Below are 20,767 nucleotides of genomic sequence, written 5' to 3'. Positions count from 1 at the left end.
CCTACTCCGCCGCGTCCAGAGCGTCGGCCAGTTCGCGCTCCAGCCCGTAATAGCGCGCCCGGTCCCAGAAGCGGGGACGGGCGATGCCGGTCGAGCGATGACGGCCGATGATCTTGCCGTTCTCGTCCTCGCCAGTGATGTCGTAGACGAACAGGTCCTGCGTCACGATCACATCGCCTTCCAGGCCCACGACCTCGGTGATGTGAGTGATGCGGCGCGAACCGTCGCGCAGGCGGGCAGCCTGGATAATGACGTCGACCGAGCCGACGATCATCTCGCGGATCGTCTTGGACGGCAGGCCGTAGCCGCCCATGGTGATCATGGACTCCATCCGGCTGATGGCCTCGCGCGGGCTGTTGGCGTGCAGCGTGCCCATCGAGCCGTCGTGGCCCGTGTTCATGGCCTGCAACAGGTCGAACGCCTCGGGTCCGCGCACCTCACCGACGATGATCCGCTCGGGACGCATCCGCAGACAGTTCTTGACCAGATCCCGCATCGTGATCGTGCCCTGGCCTTCCAGGTTCGGCGGGCGGGTTTCCAGACGCACGACGTGCGGCTGCTGCAGTTGCAGTTCGGCGGCGTCCTCGCAGGTGATGACCCGCTCGGTCGGGTCGATGAAGGCCGTCAGGGTGTTCAGCAGCGTCGTCTTGCCCGAGCCGGTGCCGCCCGAGATGACGAGATTGCATCGCGACGCGCCGATGACGCCAAGGACGCGCGCGCCCTCGGGACTGATGGAGGCGTACTCCACCAGATTCTTCATCGTCAGCTTGTCTTTCTTGAACTTCCGGATCGTCAGCGTCGGGCCGTCGATGGCCAGCGGTGGAGCGATGACGTTGACGCGCGAACCGTCCGGCAAGCGGGCGTCGCAGATGGGGCTCGACTCATCCACGCGGCGCCCGACCTGGCTCACGATCCGCTGGCAGATGTTCATCAGCTGGGTGTTGTCGCGGAAACGGACGTTGGTCAGCTGGACCTTGCCCGCGACCTCGATGAAGACGCGGCCTGCGCCATTGACCATGATGTCGGCGATGTCGTCGCGGCTCAGCAGCGGCTCCAGCGGACCATAGCCCAGAACGTCGTTGACGATGTCCTGAACCAGATGCTCCTGCTCGGCGACCGACATGGAGACGTTCTTGATCGCCACCAATTCGGCGACGATGTCGCGGATCTCTTCCGACGCCGCCTTCTGGTCCAGATGCGCCAGCTGGGCCAGGTCAATGGTGTTCATCAACGCGTTGAAGATCGTCGTCTTCGTGGCGTGATAGTAGTCGCTCTGTTCCCGGACGATCTCGGCGACCGCCTGGGCCTTTTTCAGCTGCTCGAGACCCGCCGTGGCCTTCGGGCCCGTACCGGCGACATTGCCGGTGGGACGCGGAGCCTCAGGCGCCGGCTTGGGCTTGGGACGCGAGGCCAGAGCGTCCAGACGATCGGCCGGCGCGGGCTGGGTCGGCGCAGACGCCCGATCGAAGGCGTCGGCCGCCGGCTCCAAATCCTCGTCGGCATAGGCAAAGGCCGATGCGTTGGTCGTCGCCGCCATCGGCGCGGCGGCCGTCTGCATGCTGAACACGGACACAGGTTCGCCGCCGGGCGCAGACGCCGGCGCGGGGGCCGGGGCCGGCCGCAGGGGCGCAGGGGCGGCGCCGGGCTGACCTGTGCGTTTGCCGAACATCCGTCAGCGCTTCTTGAACATATTGGCGAAAAGGGATTTCGACGCCCCATCGGCCGGCTTTGTCTTCTCGGCCTTGCCAGCCTTTGCCGGCTTGGCCTTGGGTCCCGCCACCATCGGCAGTTCGCGGCGCGACACGATCTGGGCCAGGGTCTGGAAGGCTTCGGCCGACTTGGTCTTGGCGCCGGCGTCCAGGATCATCTGGCCGTTGTTGGCCGCGGCGCCGAAGGTCTTGGCGTCGAACGGAATGATCAGGCTGGGATGCACGCCGAGCGCCGCGCCGAAGTCCTTGGCCGGGATCTCGGGGCGTCCCGGCACGCCGACCTGGTTCAACACCAGGCGCGGCGGCGCGTCATTGGGGCGGCCCTGACGGATCAGGTCGATCATGTTCTTGGCGTTGCGCAGGGACGCCAGGTCCGGCGTCGCCACGACCACCACCTCGTCGGCGCTGATCAGGGTGCGGCGCATCCACGGCGACCACAGGTGCGGAAGGTCCAGCACGACGAAGGGCGCCGTGGCCCGGATCTGGTTGGTGACCTCCTCGAACGCCTCGGTCGAGATGTCCCAGTCCGTATCCAGGCTGGCGGGCGCCGCAAACAGGCTCAGCTTGTCGGTGCAGCGGACCATCATCCGGTCCAGCAGCGTCGAATCCAGCCGATCGGGCTGGCCCAGGGCGTCGGCGACGCCGTTCAGCGGGTCCTGGTTGAAATCCAGGCCGGCGGTGCCGAACGGCAGGTCATAGTCAACGATCACCGTATTGGCGCCGATCCGCTCGGAAATCGCATAGGCGGTGTTGTGCGCCACGGCCGAGGCCCCCGCCCCGCCCCGCGCCCCGACGAAGGCGATGGTGCGACCCACGAAGGGCTGGGCCGGGTCGTTGAACAGGCCGCCGATAGCCGCGATCAGTTGCAGCGGCTGCAAGGGCGCCACCAGATATTCACTGACCCCGCGCCGCATCAGTTCGCGGAACAGGATGATGTCGTTCGTCGCGCCGATCACCACGACCTTGGTGCCGGCGTCGCAGACCTCGGCCAACTGATCGACTTCCCACAGCAGGGTCTGGGGGTCTTTCAGGCACTCGACGATGATCAGCGGCGGTGTCGGCTCATGCTGATAGGTCTCGACTGCCGCAGCGACGCCGCCGACTCGGATCTGAGTCGTGGCGCGCGACAGGCGACGGTCCTGCGCCGCACGTTCGGCCGAGGCGAGTGTGTCCTGGCGCTCGGCGAAGACATGGATGGCGATGCGCGGCACCGACACTTCACCGATGTTGCTGGCCGGGGCCAGACCGGTGAAGGCCAGCCCCGTATCCATCAGGCTGGCTTGCGCCTGGGCGACCACGTCACCGACCGGATTGAAGCCTGCGGCGTCGGGCGCATAGGCCGGGGCGGCCGGGACCGGCGCCAGGGGCGCGGCCTGAAGCGGCGATTGGGGCTGAGGCGCCCCCCCGGCCGGCATCGCCGAGGCCGCAGGCGTGAACTGAAGCGGGCTGCGCGGCGCGGCGACGCCGTCAACCGGAGGCGCGAACTCCATATCGACATCGAACGCGTCGTCGAAGCTGTCGAACTCGCGAGGGGCTGGGGCTGTGCTCATGATCAGTTCACCGCACGGGACACGGCGGTATCCCGGATCAGTTCTTCGCGCTCCGCCGATGTCGGCTTGCCGCCGCGATAGGCATCGAACACTACGGTTCGCCGCCCGGCGTCCGCCGGCGTCATGGCGCGTGGCCGCTGGATGTCGCGAGGATCCTCGATCTGGGCCGCCAGATTGGCCGTCACGGCGCATCCGAAGTTGGATGACGACCGATTGTCTCCGGTGCGGCCGAGATTGCCCCAGGCGGTTCCGCACTGCGGCACGGCGGCGCGGATCGTCTGATAGCCGACGACTACGGGCGCGCGCGGATCCGGCGCGGCGTAGCTGACCAAGGTGATGCGCTCCGGCGCGACGCCGTAGGCCGCCAATGCCGATTGAACGTCATAGGCGATCTTCAGGGCCACCGGATCGTTTCCGGCGGGGGCTTCGATGACCATCGGCACGGCGTCGACGTAGCGATAGCGCCTGACCAACTCTTGCAGCGCGCCGTTCTGCGCTGGCGACAGGCCGCTGTCGTGAACCGCGAGGGCGATCCGGTCCAGATTCGGCTCGACTTGGAGCTGATAACGCGAGGTCGGCGTCAGCGGCGGCTCGCCGCCCAAGCTGGCGGGGCCGCCGACACAGGCGCCGAGCGCAAGGGCTGTGGTCGTCAGAAGTGTGGCAATCAGGGTGCGAGTCATGGATGTGCTCACTCGATCACATAGCCGACCGAACCGGCCGGGGGCGCATTCGGCAGCCCATAGACCTGGTTCAACTGGCCAAAGAGGATGGTCTGGCTGTCCTCGGCGATGCGCAGGCCATCGGCCGGCGTTTGCATCCGATCAGGCGACGTCGGGCTGACGATGTAGGGCTCGACAATGACCACCAGTTCGGTTTCGCCCATCAGATAGTCGCGTGACCGGAACAGCGATCCCAGCACCGGCAGGTTCGTGACGCCCGGAAGGGAGTCCACCGTCTGGCGGCTGTTTTCCTGAAGCAGGCCGGCGATCATCATCGATCCGCCCGAGGGGATTTCGATGGTGTTCTCGCTGCGGCGAACCGTCAGACCCGGCAGGGTGATCGATGAAGCCGTCCCCGCGCCGATCGTCAGGCCGCCTTGCGACGACAGTTCGGACACCTCGACCTTGACCTGCAGGCTGATGCGCCCTCCGGACAGAACCACCGGGCGGAAAGACAGGCCGACCCCATAGGGTTTGTACTGGACGGTGATCTGCCCTTGCGAATCGCGGCTGGCCGGCACGGGGAACTCGCCCCCTGCGAGGAAGCTGGCGGCTTCGCCATTGACCGAGGTGAGGTTCGGCTCGGCCAGGGTGCGCAGCAAACCCACGCGCTCGAAGGCCTTCAGCGTCGCCTCGCCCTTGTTCAGATTATCTGATCCTGGTCCGGTGCCGGGTTGCGCCGTATCCCAGTTGGAGGCGTCATCCGGGCCGTTGACCGTGAAGTTACAGAGCGTTCCGGCCGGAAAACCCGCGCCGCAGGGGCGCTGCAACTGATAGTTTTTCGTCGTATCGATAGACGTCCCGGCGCTGATGCCGCCCAACAGAGAGCCGTTGACGCCCCAGGTCGCGGCATTGCCCAGCAGCCACTGCGCGTCACCCAATCGGCCCAGCACGGCCGAAGTGTTGAAGCCCAGTTGCTTGATGACGTTGCGCTGCACCTCGACCACACGAACCTTCAGCGTCACCTGATCCGAGCCCGGAACGGTGATCAGGTTCAGAACCTTCTCGGGCGCCGAAACGAAGGCGGCGGCGATGCGGCTGGCCTGCGTCGATTGCGCAGGGTTTTCGGCGACCCCGCTCAGGATGATGCTGTCGTTGACGGCCTCGGCCCTAACGCCGCCCCCTGGGATCATGCGATCCAGCGTGTCCTGAAGCGCGCTGGTGCCGGCGTCTACCCGAACCCGCAGGCTCAGGATGGTGCGGCCCGCCGCGTCCAGGAAGACGGCGTCGGTCTCACCCGGCGCGATGCCGATGACGGTGATGCGGCGCGGCGAGTGCAGCATGGCCTCGGCCACCTGCGGATTGGAGACGATCACGTCGCGGGCGTCGGCCGGCAAATCCACCGCGAACGAGGTGCCGCGCGGCAGGTTGATCAGGCGCTGCGCCGCACCCGTCGAGACGGCGGCGCGGGTTTGGGCGACGCCGGCAGGCGCGGCTGCCAAGGTGGCCAAAAGGGCACAGGCTGCGGCGGCGGCGGCCTTGCGCATCGTGGGTCGGCGCATCGGTTGAGTCCTCATGGCACGGCCACCACTTCGGGCGCGCCGCCGCGATAGATGCGCACGGCCTGGGGTTGGGAAACGGCCGCGACAGGGCGGCGTGTGGCGCCGGATGGTCCGGCGGTGTCGGCATACGATCGCAGCGACAGCGACAGTTCGCCTTCGGACTTGGCCTGGGCCAGCAGAACCGAGTCTTGCGGTCGGACTTCCAGGGTCGCGGTGGCGCCCACAACGGCCTGGGCGTCGTCGCCGACGCGGGTCGCCTGGTCGATGGCCAGGACCTTGATGTTCTGCAGCACGACGCCCGAGGCGAACTTGGACTTGGTCGCGCCCTCGACGGCGCCGTCGCGATTGGTTTCGGCGGTCAGCACCACATCGACGCGGTCGCCGGGCAGGATGAACCCGCCGGCGGCGGATTCGACCGTCACGGCGATGGCCATGGCCCGCATGCCGGGTTCCAGATAGGCGGCCAGATAGCCGCTGTCTCCGGCGCGCACGATCTTGCGCGACACGATCGGCTCTCCGGCCAGGATGGGTTCACGGACCACCGAGCCGATGTAGTCGGACTTGGCGCCGGTCGTGGCCAGCTCCGTCGCCGCCTTGGCGACGCGGTTCACGGCGTCCGTCGCCTTCGCCGTCGCGCTTTCCGCAGCGGGCTTGGCGGGCACCGGCGTGGAGCCGTCAGTGATGAAGACCGGATTGACCTCGTCGACGGGCCAATCTTTCCATTCGAGGTCAGCCTCCACCAGACGCTTGCCGGGTTCCAGATCCTTGGCAGCGACCAGCACCTTGGCCATCGGGCGGACTTCGACGGGAGCGGCGGCGGCCGGTGTCGCGGGTTCGTTCGACGACGACCCCATGGCTCGGACCACCAGGGCCAGGCCGATGGCCGAGACGGCGGCGATGCAGATAACGACGATGCGGGCGGGCTTCATCCAGGATGTCTCCAGCAGGCGCTCTGTTTCGGATTCATCCCCCGACGCCTACCGTTAACGATCATGGGCCTTGCGGGTTAACGCTTCCTAAGCGCCGCGAACGCCGGTCAACGGGGTGTCAGCGACCCGAGGCGAAGGTCAGCAGCAGCCCGCTCTCGGGCAGGGCCAGCAGAGCGCCAATGGCGATGGCGACGCCATAAGGAATGTCGCCCTTGGGCTGCATCAGATTGATGACCCAGCCTTGCGACACCGAAGGGGCGACCATCGGAAAATACTGACGCGCGGTCATCAGCAGCAGGCAGAAGGCCCCGCCCGCGATGCCGGTGTAGATCAAAAAGGGCGCGACGCCGCTCATCCCCATCCACAGACAGCTGGCGGCCAGCAGCTTGGCGTCGCCTCCACCGATCCAGCCGGCGGCGAACATGCCCATGCCGACCAGCAACGCCGCGAACCCGATGCCGACATGGATAGCGACATCCATCGGCGCGGCGCCGATCAGAAAGGCGATGGGGAAGAAGGCGCCGATCAGGGCCAGCGAGATCCAGTTCGGGATCTTCATGGTGATCAGGTCGTGCAGACCGCCGACGATGACCAGGGCCGGAAAGACGCCGAGCAGGGTGAGCAGCAGAATATCCATGACGCCCATTTTCGTCGGCAGGACTTAAGGTTGGGTTTCCACCATGCAAAAAGGGCCGGGACTTGCGTCCCGGCCCTTCCCGTAAAGCTCTGACGAGCCTTACTTGCTGGCGGCGTCGAGCGAGGTCGAAACCTTCGTGAAGGTCTGGCTGAGCTTGCCGCTCATCGTGGTCAGAACGGTGATCAGGGCGACGGCGACCAGGGCGGCGATCAGGCCGTATTCGATGGCGGTGGCGCCCGATTCGTCTTTGGCGAAGCGCGAGATGAACTTGGTCATGGTTAGTTCCTTTTTCAAATGGTCTAGCGAGCAACTTGGCGGGGGGAGCCGGTAGCCCGCTTGACCCCCAAACGCAGGATCAAAATGCACGAGGCCCGTTAAATCTGAGTCACGAGGTTTGGTTACGCGCAGATTTACCAAAGAAAATTCTCATACCGGCGCTTCAGCCTTTGTTGAGGATCACGGCTGCATCATGCGCGCGTTCGCGTTTGCACGCGCCACTATCAAGAGCCGCCGATGTCCCGCATCCCGTCCTTCCTGATCGCCGCCGCCCTCTTCGCTGTCCCCCTGGCCGCCCCCCTGGCCGCCAACGCCCAGGACGGTGCGCTGAACGTCGAGATCGATCGCTCGGCGCGCGTTCAGCTTCGCGGCGCCGCGGCCTCCATCATCGTCGGCAACCCCCAGATCGCCGACGTCTCTCTGGTGGACGCCAACACCATGTTCATCGTCGGCAAGGGCTATGGCGTCACCGAAGTGGTCGCCGTCGACGGCGTGGGTCGCACCCTATTCAAACGCGAAATCGTGGTGACCGGCGGCTCGACCGGCTCGGTTCGGGTCTGGCGGGGCGCCCAGGCGACCGAGATGGCCTGCGGCGCCTCCTGCACGCCCAGCGTCCGATCCTCATCCTCGTCGGCGGCCGCCGCAGCGCCCACCGCGCCCTGATTTCGGCCGATGCCCCCCCTGAGATCATCGCCGTCGCCAACGGCGCGCTCGAAGCGCAAGCGTGAAGGCGCGGCCGCCGTGGAATTCGCCATGGTGGCCATCCCGTTCTTCCTGATGATCTTCTCCATCCTGGAGCTGGGCATCGTCTTCGTGCTGGACTCGGTGCTGGAGACGGCGACGATGGAAAGCGGCCGCTTGATCCGCACGGGTCAGGCCAAGGACCAGAACTTCGACAAGGAGAAGTTCAAGACCCAGGTCTGCGACAAGATGGTGGTCTTCAAGTCCGACTGCGCGAACCGAATGACGGTGGACGTGCGCGTCATACCGAAGTTTTCATCTCCGAACGTGCCGGACCCCATCACCAACAACGCCATGGACCCCTCCAAGACTACCTATGACGGCGGTCAGGCAGGGTCGTTGATCCTCGTTCGCGTCTGGTACACCCACCCTCTGGTCACGCCCTTGCTGAGCCAGGCCGTTTCGCGTGTCGGTCCAGGCAAGGTGTTGATGACCGCGACGACCGCCTTCCGCAACGAGCCGTGGCAATGATGCGCGGGCTGGATCGCTTCTGCGCGCATCTTCGGGCGCTCCGGCACGATGTCCGCGGTGTTGCCGCGGTCGAGTTCGCCTTCCTCGCGCCGATCCTGATCCTGTTCTACTTCGGCATGGTGGAGTTCTGTCAGGGCTATATGGCCCTGAAGCGCACGGGCCACGTCTCGTCCATGGTCGCCGACCTGGTGTCTCAAAGCGACAGCGTGACCAAGACCGATCTGACGGATGTCTTCGCCATCGGCGACCTGATCATGGCGCCCTTCGCCGCCACGCCTCTGACCCAGCGCGTCAGCAGCGTCACGCGCGTCAACGCCACGACCTACAAGGTGGATTGGAGCGTTGGTAAGGGCGTCGCGTCCAAACTGACCGTCGCCGAAGCGAAAATTCCTTCGGACATGCTGGAACAGGGTGAGTCCGTCATCGTCGCCGAAGCCTTCTACGACTACAGCTCGCCTTTCGATCAAGTCGCGCCGTATGTGACCAAGTTCAGCCGCATGTCCTATCTGCGACCACGCACCGTGGACACCATCACCTGCAGCAACTGTTGAGCTCAGACACCGACCAGCGCCTGTCGCATCGCTGACATCTTGACGTCCGTCTCCGCCTCTTCGGCGGCCGGATCGCTGTCCGCGACGATGCCGGCGCCGGCGAGGGTGCGATAGCGCCAGACGTCGTGTTTCAGCTCGAAACCAGCTGTTCGGATGAGAACAGAGGCAGTCAGGGCGCCGTCGTCGCCGATCAGGAACAACGAACCGCACCAGGGACCGCGCTGCGCTTCATGCGCCGCGATCACTTTCATCGCCTGGTGTTTGGGCGCACCGGTGATCGAACCGGGCGGAAAGGTCGCCTCCAGCAACTCGGCTGGACCCACCGCGGGCTTGGCTTCGCCCGTCACGGTCGAGACCAGATGATGCACTGTCGGATGGCGTTCAACCTCGAAAAGCGTTTGGACTTGAACCGATCCGGGCCGTGACACACGCGCCAGATCGTTGCGCATCAGGTCCACGATCATCAGATTTTCCGCCCGATCCTTCAGGCTGGCCCGAAGCTCGCTCGCCAGGGCCTGGTCCTGATCGAAATCGTCCGCGCGTGGGCGTGTGCCCTTGATCGGACGCGCCTCGATGCGGCGGCTGGCTGGATCGAAGGCGAGGAACAGTTCGGGGGAGTTCGACACCAGCGCCCGATCCCCGACCCGCCAATAGGCCCCGAACGGTGACGCCCGCTCCTTTTGCAGCCGCAGGAAGACCTCGAACGGATCGCGGCCAGGCTTCAGCGCGCCGGACCAGGCCCGGGCGATATTGGCCTGGAACAGCTCCCCCGCCCCGATGCGCTCCACCACATTCGCGACCGCGTCGCGGTAGGCGCTCGCCGGCGCCTCGGCCTCAAAACGATCGGCCGGTGCGGAGGGCGTCACGACCGGCGCTGCCGTCGCCAGCCAGATCAGGGCCCGCTCGGCCGCCGCCGTCGCCTGCTCCGCCGTCGCGCCTCTTCCCGTGGCGCACACTGAGCGCTCAAGATGATCGAAGCTCAGCATGGCGGGATAGCGGGCCAGCATCAGATCGGGCCAAACCGTCTCGCGCCGTCCGGTGGCCGGCCGGGCGCCCGCGTCGTAGGCGGCCAGACCGACGGCGCCGGCGGCAAACAGCGGATCCCGCAGCGCCTCGAACGGCGCGGCGTCATCCACCGGGCCGACCCGCGCGACGTCCGGCGCCTGGGCGACGTGGGACCAGCGGCCGCCCGGCCCGCCGTCCGACAGCAGGGCAAGCGCGCCGTCGCCGCCGCCGAGACCCGCCGCCACCGCGACCGGATCGACCCAGGGCGCGTCGCGCGTGACGGTGTGGCTGAAAACCTCGCTCACGCGGTCAGCCGCTCCACGATCCGATCACGGCGCGCCGCATCGACGCCCAGCGCCTCCTTCAGATAGCCGTCCACCGATCCATGCCGCGCCTCGACCTCGGCAAGGGCGGCGTCCAGATAGGCGGCCTCGACCCCCAGGAAGGCCACGATCGCGTCGTCCGAGGCCACCCGACCCGTCATCTTGTGCAGCTGTTTGGCGATGCCGGGTGACCGGCCCGCCAGATCGACGGCGGTGTTGGTCAGCAGATAGTCCTCGACCATGTCGTCGCGCGACACGCCCAGCAGATGGTGGGTCAGGGCGGCGAGAAAACCCGTCCGGTCCTTGCCCGCCGCGCAATGGATCACCACGGGCCGGTCTTCATCCGCCAGGGCCTGAAAATAGCGGCCGAACACGTCCTGATGCGAGGCGTCGAACGGCAGGCTGCGATAGGTCTGGGTCATGAAGCGCCGCCCGGAGTCCGGCGTCAGGTCGGCGGTTTTCAGAAAGGTGATGTGCGGCGCCTCCGCGCCGTCGTCCACGCCGCCTTCGATGATCTTCCCGCTGAAGCCTTCAGGCCGACGCGACGGCTGGTCGCGGCGCTCGCTGGGTCGGCGCAGATCGACCACGGTCCCGATGTCCAGCGCCTTCAGCCGCTCAAGGTCCGCCTCGCTGGCCCGGGCGTGGTGGGCCGAACGCAGCAGTCGGCCGGGCTTCACGCGCCGCCCTGCCGTCGTGGCGTAGTCGCCGTAGTCCCGAAAGTTGTCGATGGCCTCGAAGGCGTGAAGGCGGTCGGTCATGACCGTGGTTCTAAAGCCTGATCGGTTGAGATGAAATCGCTTCGCGATTTCGTCGAGGCCGTGAATCAGGCTCCAGGATGAAAGCGAGAGCATCTTTCATGCTTTCGCCTATGTTCACCGCTCTGGCAGCAGGCCCGCCATCGCATCCAGATAGGCGACGAAGGCGTCGCGTCCCTGATCGGTCAGACTGGCCTCCGTCAGCGGCTTGCGACCGTTGAAACTCTTGGAGACGGCGACAAACCCCGCCTCTTCAAGCTTTCGCAAGTGGACCGACAGATTGCCGTCCGTCGTCTGCAACCGGGTCTTCAGGGTGGTGAAATCGGCCGACCCGGCCCCGGACAGATAGGCCATAATTCCCAGCCGGATGCGCCCGTGAATGACGTCGTCGATCCGGCTGATGTCGAAGTCGTCGGCCATGCTCAGACCACCTCCGACGGTTCCTGACGCATCAGGACGATGCCCGGGACCAGCGCCACGGCCAACAGGATCACGGCGAAGACCGGATAGATCGTAGCGCTGCCCATGAACCAGGCGACGGCGACCGCACCAACGTAGGCGGCCAAGGCCGTGTAGGACATCCAACGTGTGCGCGTCATCGCCGCCCCGATCATCCAGGCGGAGCCATAGGCGACCAGGACCACGGTCGGCATCACCGCCATCCAGGACCACTGTCCGGTCTTCAGGGACAAGGCAACCAGCGCCAACCAGGTGACGAAGATGCCGTAGCCCACGCCTTCCCACGCCGCGCCGACCGCCTTGTTGCCGGCCGAGTTGATGCCGGGCTTGGTCTTCATGCGGCCAATCAGGACTGTAAGGGCGACGGCGAACACCACTCCGGCGACGATCCACACCCACAACTGGGACCAGGGATTGAGCTGCACGAAGCCGGATTGGATGGCCCATTGGATCAGACTGGTCGTTCCGAACACGATGCCGGCCGTCACCAGGATCGGGCCGGCCAGAAGGGGGGCATGCCGCCCCTCGTGCGCCAGGCTGCGCATATAGGCGATGTCGTCCTGAATGGCTTGGGTCTCGCGGGTCATGATGCTCTCCTCCTCGAACCGTTGAGACAGCATCACTCATTTGCTTTGTATTGTAAAGTTCTTTCTTTTTGGGCCGCTCTACGCATGAAAAAGGGGCGAAGCCTTCGGCTCCGCCCCTCGTTCGACGTGATGTTTAGCCTAAAGTCGTGGCGCGCCGCGTCCACGCAGTCCGCCGGCCACCAGGGCGATGACGAACAGGATGATAGCGACGACGGCGACGAATTTGGCGATCTCGAACGAAAAGTTCGCAATGCCGCCGAAGCCGAGAACGGCCGCGACGAGCGCCACGACGAGGAAGATAATTGCCCAGCGCATCATGGGTTTAGCTCTCCTGAGTTGATGTTGCCGTCGGCGACCCGGGAGCCGTTCGTCGGTCTGCATCATTAACGCCAGGGTCGCCTGGCCGTTCCATCGCCTATCGACGGCGACGACGCGAATAGCCGCCCTGATCCATCTTGCGATCCGCGACCATGCTGGCGACGATCGCCGCCAGAGCCGGGTTGCGCAGCAACAGGAAGGCGGCGCCCAGACCGCCCACGGCGCCGACGATCGGACGCTCGCGAACGATGTGAATCACCTTGCCCAAAAGGCCCTCAGGCTCATCTTCCTCTTCGGCGTCGTCGTGCTTGTCGCCCTTCAGGAAGACGAGAGTCACGATCAAGGCGACCAGGGCGAACAGACCAAACGTCACGGCCGCCGCGCCGAGCGGCGTCAGCGTCAGGCTGAGCGCATAGAAGATGGCCACGCCCAGGAAGACGACGGCCAGGAACACACTGGCGGCGACGACAGCCGTCGCCACCAGTTTTTTCACGATGCCCTTGAACATCAGCGACGGCGGCCGGCCAGCAGCATGCCGAGGATGACGCCGACGCCGAGCGCCACGGCGGTCGATTGCAGCGGACGCTCCTGCACGCGCTCGACGACATAGCGTTGCGCCTCATCGAAGCGTTCGGCCGCGTCGTCGTAATATTCGCGACCCTTCACGCGGGCCTCGTCGTAATAGCTGCGGGCCTGCTCGCGGACTTCGTCGCTCTTGGCGCGCAGCTTCGCTTCGGCCTCGGCGGCCTTGTCGCGCAGGCGTTGGGTCTCTTCGCGGGCGCCGGTCTTCAGATCCTCCTTGAGGGTCTTCAGGTCGGCCTTGATATCTTCTCGAGCCTTGGTGGTAGCCATGGTGCGCGCTCCGTTGAAAGCTTGGCGGTAGAATAGAGAACCCCGTGTTGCAACGCCACATGCGCAACGAGGTTCCTTTAGTTGGGTAGGGCGCGCGCCTCTCGCCACGGGCTATTCGCCGCACTAGAACGGTCGCCATGACTCAATGGCTGTTCGCGCCCCGCCCCGTCCCGTCCTTGCCGATCGTCGGATCGTACCAGCGGTTCCCCGTTCGCCGCATCCTGTGCGTGGGCCAGAACTACGCCGCCCATGCGCGCGAAATGGGGTCGGACCCCGACAAACAGACGCCCTTCTTCTTCACCAAGCCAGGCGACGCCATCGTCTCGGACGGCGCAAACCCATCCTACCCGTCGGCGACCGCAAACCTGCACTACGAGGCAGAACTGGTCGCCGCGATCGGGCCGGGCAAGGATGGCGGCGTCGCCATCGTCGGCTGGGCCGTCGGCTGCGACCTGACCCGCCGCGATCTTCAGGCCGAGGCCAAGAAGGCCGGTCGCCCCTGGGACGCCGCCAAGGGGTTCGATCAGTCCGCGCCCTGCGGCCCCATCACCTTGGGCGACCTGCCTTCGCCCGACGGCGCCATTCGCCTGAGCGTCAATGGCGAAACCAAACAGGACAGCGTCCTGAACGACATGATCCTGAACCCCGACCGGATCGTCGCGGCGGCCGCCGCCCTGTGGTCGCTGCAACCCGGCGACCTGATCTTCACCGGCACGCCGTCCGGCGTCGGTCCGGTCAAGCCGGGCGACCGCGTCGTTGTCACCATCGATGGCCTGGAGACGCTCAGCTTCGAGGTGCAGTCGTGATCCTGCACGGCTACTGGCGCTCGGGCGCCAGCTACCGCGTTCGCATCGCTCTGAATCTCAAGGGGATCGGCTACGAAAACGCCGCTCACGACCTGCGCAAGGGCGAACAGAAGACGCCCGACTATGTGGCGCTGAACCCGCAGGGCATGGTCCCCGCCCTTCAGGACGGCGATTTGGTCCTGACCCAGAGCCCGGCCATTCTGGAATGGCTGGAGGAAACCCGCCCCGACCCGGCCCTGCTGCCGAAGGGGGCGAACCACCGGGCGACCGTGCGCGCCATGGCCGCGCTGATCGGCTGCGACATTCATCCGCTGAACAATCTGCGCGTGTTGAAGGCCATCCGGTCTGAGTTCAACGCCGATCAGGCCGCCGTGGACGCTTGGGCGGCCCGGTGGATCGCACCGGGCTTCGACGCGCTGGAGGCTTTGGTCGCCCGCCACGGCGCCGGCTGGAGCTTCGGCGACGCCCCGACCCTGGTCGATTGTTATTTGATTCCGCAGATGTATTCGGCGCGGCGCTTCAACATGGACCTATCGCCCTGGCCGCGTCTGCTGGCGGTCGAACAGACCGCCTTGGCTCACCCCGCCTTCGCCTCGGCCCACCCGGACTTGCAGCCTGACGCCGACGCCTGATTTTCGCCTCAGTGCGCATATCAGCGGTGGATAAGTAGGGTTCGCTTAAGGTCTCGCTCAGCGTCCCTTAAGCATTGGCGATCATAGTGTCGGGCGTGTCGTATTCCCCCGCCACACCTTCGGCGTCGTCGCCCATCCATCGCCTGGCCCTCGCCGTGGTGACCGAGCCCGAGCGCGCGCCCGGCGCCTTCATGAGCGCGCCGTCCGGCGCCCGCGAAGAAGCCATGCGTTTTCTGCTGCAAACCGGAGCCGACGCCGGGGTCAAGCTGATCGCCACCCGGCCCGAGGGCGACGGCGAACGCCTGCTGGGTCAGGCCTGGCCCTTCCCCTCGCCTTTCCAGGTTACGGTCCGCACCGTTGCGCTCAGCGAAGGTCTGGACCGGGTCGAGGCCCGCGCTCGTCGCTCGCTGGAACGGATGGGCCTGCCGCGCGGCGATGTTCTGCTGATTTCCAACGCCGCCGATCTGGCCGGCGCCGAAGGCCGCGCCCTGTGGGATCGCGCCCGCAGCCTGAAGGATCGCGGCCTGTTCCGCCGCATCGGTTTCTGCGCCACGATCGAGGACGGTCCCGCGCTTCTGGCGCGCCGTCTGGAAGCCGATGTGGTCCAGGTGCCGTGCAGCCTGCTGGATCAGCGCGCGGCCCAGGACGGCGTTCTGGAAGCCATCGCCGACACGGGCGCCTCGGTCCACCTGTCTTCGGTCTTCGCCGGCGGCCTGCTGTTTGCGGGCGGCGACGATCTGCCGGCCGAACTGGCCAGTCATGCCCAGGCCCTGTCGCGCACGCGCCGGCGTCTGGCCGAGCAGCGTTGCGATCCGATGCAGGCAGCGCTCGGTTACGCCCTGGCCCTACCCGGCGTCGACAAGGTCGTGGCCAGCGTCGCCTCCGCCGCCGAACTGCGCGCCATCCTGGCCGCCGCCCACGCCCCCTGTCCCAATCTGGACTGGTCGGCCCTGGCGCTCGAGGCGCCGGCGGCCTTCACCGCCGACGCCCGCGCCCGGATCAGTAGCGCAGCCTGATCCCGACATAGCCGGACCGTCCCGGCTCGCCGTATCCGAACACCTGCTGATAGTGTTCGTCGCCCAGGTTCTCGATCCGCGCCGTCAGGGTGACCTTGTCGGTCAGTTCATAGGCCGCGTTCAGATTGGCGGTGACGAAGCCGTCGCGCGCCACCGTCGAGAAGCCGCCCGAATCGTCCTGATCGCCTTCCGCCCGCACCGTCAGCGCGCCGGACAGACGGTCGCCCGTCCAGCCCAGGGTCGCCGAACCGGCGTGTTCCGGCACGCGCAGCAGGCGCGCGCCCGTCGTGCGGTCCGTCGCGTCGGTCCAGGCATAGGCCAGCGTCAGGTCGAAGCCGCCGCCCAGCAGGGCGCGGCCTTCCAGCTCGAACCCGTCCGAACGAGTCTTGGCGACGTTGATATAGCGACCGGCCGAATAGGTGATCTGGTCCTCGACGTTCAGGCGATAGAGGGTCGCCCGCCCATCGAACCGACCGTCGGCCGAGGCCCAGCCCAGGGCGATCTCGACGCTGTCGGCCGTTTCCGGCTTCAGCTCGGGATAGGGCCGAGGCGCAAAGCAGAAGTCGCAGACCGCCTGGCTGACCGTCGGCGACTTGAAGCCCGTGCCGTAGGCGCCCGACAGGATGAAACCCCCGGCCAGATCATAGGCCGCCGACACCCGCCCCGTCGTCTTGGAGCCGAAATCGTCGGTGTCGTCGTAACGCAATCCGCCGGTCAGATTCAGCGCGCCGACATCGTACTGGGCCACGCCGAACACCGAGGTGATCGACAGGTCGCGCGACAGGCCCGACGACAGGGCCGCCGAGGCCTCGTTCCGCTCGACGCCGAACGCATAGTCGATGTCCTGCGCCTGGCCGTTCGCCTGCCAGCGATAAGCCTGACGGTCGCCGGTGAAGGTCGAGCCGAAGCCGCCGCTGACCGAGCTGCGATCCAAATCCGACGCCGAGACGCTGAACTGATGCGTCAGGCCGAACGCCTTGGCCGTCACGCGGCCAAAGCCCGACCACTGCTCGCTTTCCTGGGTGTCGTCGGTGTCGGCCAGAGTAAAGCTCGGCGCCGGGAAGCCGTCGATATCGGCCTTGGACTTGTTCCAGCGCACCGATCCATCGACCTTGACCGCATCGGACAGGACATATCGCCCCTTGGCGCCGAGCGTCGTGCTGCGGAAGCCGTCGGCTTCGGTGTTGCCGTCCGCCTCGTCCGCCGCTGAAATGCCGTCGGTGTCGAAGCGCGACGCATAGGCGCTAAAGGCGTAGGTCTCGTTGGCGACCCCGGCCGACACGCGGCCGCGCACGGTGTCGAAGCTGCCGGCTTCGGCCTCGGCGCGCAGGCCGTCGATCTCTTGCGTCGTGAACGAAATCACCCCGCCGATGGCGTCAGAGCCCCACAGCGACGACTGCGGGCCGCTCAGCACTTCGATCCGCGCGATATCGGCCAGTTCTAAGCTGGAGAAGTCATAGGCGCCGTTCGGCTCGGCCGCATCGTTGACCGGCGCGCCGTCGACCAGGACCAGGGCCTTGCCGGGCGTCGCGCCGCGCATACGGACCTGGGCGACGCCGCCGAAAGCGCCTGTGCGCGTCACCGACAGGCCTGGAACGTCGGCCAGGATGTCGGCGGCGAAGATGGCGCCGCGCTTTTCGATGGTCTTGCCGTCGATGACGCGGGCGCCGGGCGTGTCGGCGACGATGGCCGGGATGCGGGTGGCGGTGACGACGACTTCGTCCAGCTGGGTCGCGTCCTCTGCAAAGGCAGGCGCGGCGAAGGCGGCGGCGATCGCGGCCGTCGAAAGAAGAATGGAACGCTTCATTGAGCGAAATCCCCATTTCCGGTCCCGCGAGTGCGCGCGAGAGACCGTTTAAAGCGAGCCGACCCGCCAGACCGCGAGGGTCTGGACGGCGCAAGGTCGGGTCGCTTCCACGGAGAAACCGCGCTGCTGTCTGGTCCCGGACAGGAGCGAGCGACGTCGGCGGCCAGGTCTCCTGGCTTGCGGGTCGTAAACCGCCGTCCTCGCCTTCCCAGTTGCCCAGTGGCGCCGGGATCGAAACCCCGGACGGACGACGCTCTCGCCGCCTACAGTTGCGGGCACAGCCACGGCGTCACACCGTGTTCCCTTAACCGCCTGACGCGGCCTATCGCAGGGCCGACAAGCCTGTGCAAGAGCCGGTCAACGGCCTTGAGCCGCCGGGCGCGATCCGTCACCCTGTGGCCACATGAACGCGCCTGCCAAATTCCCCGAAAATGGGCATCCCCCGGAAATCGCCGCCTCGCTGGAAGGCGCGACGCCGTTCATGGCGCAATATCTGACGGCCAAGGCGGGGCAGCCGGACGCCATCCTGTTCTTCCGCATGGGCGACTTCTACGAGCTGTTCTTCAAGGACGCCGAGGTCGCGGCGGCGGCGCTCGGCATCACCCTGACCAAGCGGGGCAAGCATCAGGGCGAGGACATTCCGATGGCCGGCGTGCCGGTCCATGCGATGGAGGGCTATCTCGCCCGCCTGATCCGCATCGGCCACAAGGTCGCCATCTGCGAACAGCTGGAAGACCCGGCGGAGGCCAAGAAGCGCGGCGGCAAGGCCGTGGTGCATCGCGGCGTGGTCCGGGTCGTCACCCCCGGCACCCTGACCGAAGACAGCCTGCTGGACGCGCGCGGCGCCAACCGTCTGGCGGCGGTCGCGGTGCGCAAAGGAAGGGCGGCGGTCGCCGTCGTCGAACTGTCGTCCGGCGCGGTCGACAGCGTCGCCTGCTCTATCGAAGACCTGGGCGCGGCCCTGGCCGCCTTCCGCCCGTCCGAAGTCCTGGTCACCGACCGGATGTATTCGGACGAGACCACCCACGACGCCCTGGACGGTTCGGGCGGCGTGGTCCAGGCGCTGGCCGGCGCCATCGCCGAACCCCAGGCCGCGCGCGCCCGCGTCGAACGCCTGTACGGCGTCTCGGCCCTCGACGGCTTCGGCGCTTTCGAGGAGGCCGAGGTTTCGGCGCTGGGTCTGATCGCCGCCTATCTGGAGACGACCCAAGCCGGCAAGGTCCCTGCCCTGGCCCCGCCGCGCCGTCTGGGCGAAAGCGGTTTCCTCGCCATCGACCCGGCGACCCGCACCAGTCTTGAGATCGACCGCACCCAGCGCGGCGAGCGCGAGGGCAGCTTGCTCGCCTGCATCGACCGCACCGTCACCTCGGGCGGCGCGCGCGCCCTAGCCGAACGGATCGCCCGGCCATTGCGCGATCCCCTGGCCATCAACGAACAGCTCGACGCCGTCGAATGGCTGCTGGAGCGTCGCGACCTGCGCCGCGATCTGCGCGAGGCGCTGAAGGCGTCGTCGGATATCGCCCGCGCGGTCGGGCGGTTGGCCCTGGGTCGTGGCGGCCCGCGCGATCTGGCGGCGGTGCGCATCGGCCTGTCGATCGCCGAGGGCGTCGCCGGTCTGTTCGTCGGGCAGGTCGATCCTCTGACCGGCCAGCCGCGCCGCATCGCCTCGGCGCTGGACCGCCTGACCCTGTCGCCCGACGTGTCGCGATTGAAAGCCGACCTGATCGACGGCCTGGTGGACGAGCCCTCGCATCTGGCGCGCGACGGCGGCTATGTGCGCCCCGACTATCGCCCCGAACTGGACGCCGCCCGCACCCTGCGCGACGACAGCCGCCGCGTCGTCGCCGATCTGGAGGCCCGCGCCGTCGCCGCGTCCGGCGTGCCGTTCAAGATCAAGCACAACGCCGTGCTGGGCTATTTCCTCGAAACCAGCGCCAAGGCCGCCGAGGGCCTGCTCCGAGCCGGTCCCGACAGTCCCTTCATCCACCGCCAGACCCTGGCGAACCAGGTCCGCTTCACCACCGTCGAACTGTCGGAGCTGGACGCCAAGATCAGCCAGGCCGGCCACCGGGCTCTCGCCATCGAAGGCGAGACCTTCGAGGGCTGGCGACGCGAGGCCGCCCGCCTGGCCCAGCCGCTACAGGCCGTCGCCGAGGCGCTCGCCGAACTGGACGCCCACGCCGCCCTCGCTGAATGGGCCCAGGAAGTCGGCGCGACCCGCCCGATCGTGGACGACACCCTGACCTTCTGCGTCGAGGCTGGCCGCCACCCCGTCGTGGAGGCGGCGGTCAAGGCGGGCGGCGATCCCTACACCCCCAACAACGCCCGGCTTGACGGTTCGGGCCAGGACGGATCGCGCCTGGCCATCGTCACCGGCCCGAACATGGCCGGTAAATCGACCTTCCTGCGCCAGAACGCGCTTCTGGTGATCCTGGCTCAGGCCGGCGCCTTCGTGCCCGCCCGCTCTATGCGGCTGGGCGTGGTGGATCGGCTGTTCAGTCGCGTCGGCGCCGGCGACGACCTGGCGCGCGGCCGCTCCACCTTCATGATGGAGATGGTCGAGACCGCCGCCATCCTGACCCAGGCCACGCCGCACAGCTTCGTCGTTCTGGACGAGATCGGGCGCGGCACCGCCACCTATGACGGCCTGGCCATCGCCTGGGCCACGGCCGAGGCCCTGCACGAGACCAACCGCGCCCGCACCCTGTTCGCCACCCACTATCACGAGCTGGCCCAGCTGGAGACGCGGCTGGATCACGTCTGCAACCTGTCCATGGTCGCGCGCGAGTGGAACGGCGAACTGGTCTTCCTGCACGAAGCGGCGCCCGGCGCGGCCGATCGCTCCTACGGCGTCCAAGTCGCGAAATTGGCCGGCGTGCCCGCCTCCGTCGTCGCCCGCGCCCGCTCGGTGCTGAACCGGCTGGAAGGCGAAAAGGCCGCCGCCGCCCGCCTGGACGACCTGCCTCTGTTCGCTGTCGCCGAGCCGGAACCGATGCGTGGACCCTCCCCCGTGGAACTGGCGCTTCGCGACGTCGACCCCGACGACCTGACCCCGCGCGAGGCGCTGGAGGCGCTTTATCGGCTGAAGGGTCTGGCCTGATTTGACGAAGGCCCGGACGTCG

Annotated in this window: 22 protein-coding genes and 1 riboswitch; of the genes, 7 read left to right on the top strand and 15 right to left on the bottom strand. The window is 67.3% G+C overall.

Features of this window, described 5'->3' with window-relative positions; translation table 11 throughout:
* Position 1: 1 nt before the first annotated feature.
* The 7 genes from ASF31_RS09415 to ASF31_RS09385 all read right to left on the bottom strand — a co-directional run bounded on the left by ASF31_RS09415 (position 2) and on the right by ASF31_RS09385 (position 7,322).
* Entirely contained in the window at positions 2-1,669 is a 1,668-nt protein-coding gene (locus ASF31_RS09415) for a CpaF family protein (protein WP_235551299.1), read from the bottom strand.
* A 3-nt stretch (positions 1,670-1,672) separates the two neighbouring features.
* Positions 1,673-3,259, bottom strand: coding sequence for a cellulose synthase operon protein YhjQ/BcsQ (locus ASF31_RS09410; RefSeq protein ID WP_055754398.1), 1,587 nt, complete (start codon positions 3,257-3,259; stop codon positions 1,673-1,675).
* Between the two features lie 2 nt (positions 3,260-3,261).
* Entirely contained in the window at positions 3,262-3,939 is a 678-nt protein-coding gene (locus ASF31_RS09405; protein WP_055754397.1) for a CpaD family pilus assembly protein, read from the bottom strand.
* An 8-nt stretch (positions 3,940-3,947) separates the two neighbouring features.
* Complete coding sequence (locus ASF31_RS09400; protein WP_055754396.1) at positions 3,948-5,480, bottom strand: type II and III secretion system protein family protein; 1,533 nt, start codon at positions 5,478-5,480, stop codon at positions 3,948-3,950.
* An 11-nt stretch (positions 5,481-5,491) separates the two neighbouring features.
* Positions 5,492-6,409 carry a Flp pilus assembly protein CpaB gene (gene cpaB, locus ASF31_RS09395; RefSeq protein ID WP_055754395.1) on the bottom strand — a complete coding sequence of 306 codons (918 nt, stop codon included), beginning with the start codon at positions 6,407-6,409 and terminating at the stop codon, positions 5,492-5,494.
* Positions 6,410-6,527: 118 nt separating this feature from the next.
* Positions 6,528-7,046, bottom strand: coding sequence for a prepilin peptidase (locus tag ASF31_RS09390; RefSeq protein WP_039244111.1), 519 nt, complete (start codon positions 7,044-7,046; stop codon positions 6,528-6,530).
* Positions 7,047-7,145: 99 nt separating this feature from the next.
* A complete protein-coding gene (locus tag ASF31_RS09385) occupies positions 7,146-7,322 on the bottom strand; it encodes a Flp family type IVb pilin (RefSeq protein WP_039243979.1) in 177 nt (58 codons plus the stop codon).
* Positions 7,323-7,559: 237 nt separating this feature from the next.
* Here ASF31_RS09385 and ASF31_RS09380 point away from each other — a divergent pair, with 237 nt between their 5' ends.
* The 3 genes from ASF31_RS09380 (at position 7,560) to ASF31_RS09370 (ending at position 9,085) form a co-directional block, all read left to right on the top strand.
* Positions 7,560-7,985, top strand: coding sequence for a pilus assembly protein N-terminal domain-containing protein (locus tag ASF31_RS09380; protein ID WP_055754394.1), 426 nt, complete (start codon positions 7,560-7,562; stop codon positions 7,983-7,985).
* A 78-nt stretch (positions 7,986-8,063) separates the two neighbouring features.
* Positions 8,064-8,534 carry a TadE/TadG family type IV pilus assembly protein gene (locus tag ASF31_RS09375; RefSeq protein WP_235551298.1) on the top strand — a complete coding sequence of 157 codons (471 nt, stop codon included), beginning with the start codon at positions 8,064-8,066 and terminating at the stop codon, positions 8,532-8,534.
* Positions 8,531-9,085, top strand: coding sequence for a TadE/TadG family type IV pilus assembly protein (locus ASF31_RS09370; protein ID WP_055754392.1), 555 nt, complete (start codon positions 8,531-8,533; stop codon positions 9,083-9,085). Before ASF31_RS09375 ends, ASF31_RS09370 begins: the two co-directional genes overlap by 4 nt.
* Positions 9,086-9,087: 2 nt before the next feature.
* On the opposite strand, the gene ASF31_RS09365 is transcribed toward ASF31_RS09370, so the two are convergent.
* The 7 genes from ASF31_RS09365 to ASF31_RS09335 all read right to left on the bottom strand — a co-directional run bounded on the left by ASF31_RS09365 (position 9,088) and on the right by ASF31_RS09335 (position 13,384).
* Positions 9,088-10,395, bottom strand: coding sequence for an anthranilate synthase component I family protein (locus ASF31_RS09365; protein ID WP_055754391.1), 1,308 nt, complete (start codon positions 10,393-10,395; stop codon positions 9,088-9,090).
* Positions 10,392-11,171 (bottom strand): tyrosine-protein phosphatase, encoded by a 780-nt coding sequence (locus ASF31_RS09360; protein ID WP_055754390.1) that lies wholly within the window; start codon positions 11,169-11,171, stop codon positions 10,392-10,394. Before ASF31_RS09360 ends, ASF31_RS09365 begins: the two co-directional genes overlap by 4 nt.
* 114 nt (positions 11,172-11,285) lie before the next feature.
* A complete protein-coding gene (locus ASF31_RS09355; protein ID WP_039243973.1) occupies positions 11,286-11,588 on the bottom strand; it encodes a transcriptional regulator in 303 nt (100 codons plus the stop codon).
* A 2-nt stretch (positions 11,589-11,590) separates the two neighbouring features.
* The gene (locus tag ASF31_RS09350; protein ID WP_235551297.1) at positions 11,591-12,214 is read right to left on the bottom strand and encodes a hypothetical protein; all 624 of its coding nucleotides are present in this window, start codon (positions 12,212-12,214) and stop codon (positions 11,591-11,593) included.
* A 138-nt stretch (positions 12,215-12,352) separates the two neighbouring features.
* Positions 12,353-12,532: a DUF1328 domain-containing protein gene (locus tag ASF31_RS09345; RefSeq protein WP_039243970.1), complete on the bottom strand. Its 180-nt coding sequence runs from the start codon at positions 12,530-12,532 to the stop codon at positions 12,353-12,355.
* A gap of 97 nt (positions 12,533-12,629) precedes the next feature.
* A complete protein-coding gene (locus ASF31_RS09340) occupies positions 12,630-13,040 on the bottom strand; it encodes a hypothetical protein (RefSeq protein WP_055754388.1) in 411 nt (136 codons plus the stop codon).
* On the bottom strand, positions 13,040-13,384 hold the full coding sequence (locus ASF31_RS09335; RefSeq protein WP_017506144.1) for a YqjD family protein: 345 nt from the start codon (positions 13,382-13,384) through the stop codon (positions 13,040-13,042). Before ASF31_RS09335 ends, ASF31_RS09340 begins: the two co-directional genes overlap by 1 nt.
* A 137-nt stretch (positions 13,385-13,521) precedes the next feature.
* On the opposite strand from ASF31_RS09335, the gene ASF31_RS09330 reads away from it, so the two are divergent.
* The 3 genes from ASF31_RS09330 to ASF31_RS09320 all read left to right on the top strand — a co-directional run bounded on the left by ASF31_RS09330 (position 13,522) and on the right by ASF31_RS09320 (position 15,838).
* A complete protein-coding gene (locus ASF31_RS09330; protein WP_055754387.1) occupies positions 13,522-14,190 on the top strand; it encodes a fumarylacetoacetate hydrolase family protein in 669 nt (222 codons plus the stop codon).
* Positions 14,187-14,822 (top strand): maleylacetoacetate isomerase, encoded by a 636-nt coding sequence (maiA, locus tag ASF31_RS09325; RefSeq protein WP_055754386.1) that lies wholly within the window; start codon positions 14,187-14,189, stop codon positions 14,820-14,822. The genes ASF31_RS09330 and maiA overlap by 4 nt, the downstream gene beginning before the upstream one ends.
* 95 nt (positions 14,823-14,917) lie before the next feature.
* Positions 14,918-15,838: an aldo/keto reductase gene (locus ASF31_RS09320; RefSeq protein ID WP_200918608.1), complete on the top strand. Its 921-nt coding sequence runs from the start codon at positions 14,918-14,920 to the stop codon at positions 15,836-15,838.
* On the opposite strand, the gene ASF31_RS09315 is transcribed toward ASF31_RS09320, so the two are convergent.
* The gene (locus ASF31_RS09315) at positions 15,822-17,645 is read right to left on the bottom strand and encodes a TonB-dependent siderophore receptor (protein WP_055754384.1); all 1,824 of its coding nucleotides are present in this window, start codon (positions 17,643-17,645) and stop codon (positions 15,822-15,824) included. The genes ASF31_RS09320 and ASF31_RS09315 overlap by 17 nt on opposite strands.
* 143 nt (positions 17,646-17,788) lie before the next feature.
* A riboswitch (cobalamin riboswitch) is annotated at positions 17,789-17,998 on the bottom strand.
* A 128-nt stretch (positions 17,999-18,126) separates the two neighbouring features.
* On the opposite strand from ASF31_RS09315, the gene mutS reads away from it, so the two are divergent.
* Entirely contained in the window at positions 18,127-20,745 is a 2,619-nt protein-coding gene (mutS, locus tag ASF31_RS09310; RefSeq protein ID WP_369814638.1) for a DNA mismatch repair protein MutS, read from the top strand.
* The last annotated feature ends 22 nt before the right edge of the window (positions 20,746-20,767 follow it).

Source organism: Brevundimonas sp. Leaf280 (assembly GCF_001422455.1).
Taxonomy (GTDB): Bacteria; Pseudomonadota; Alphaproteobacteria; order Caulobacterales; family Caulobacteraceae; genus Brevundimonas.
The sequence above is the reverse complement of the archived record's forward strand: the minus strand, read 5'-3'. Positions and strand labels throughout refer to the sequence as shown.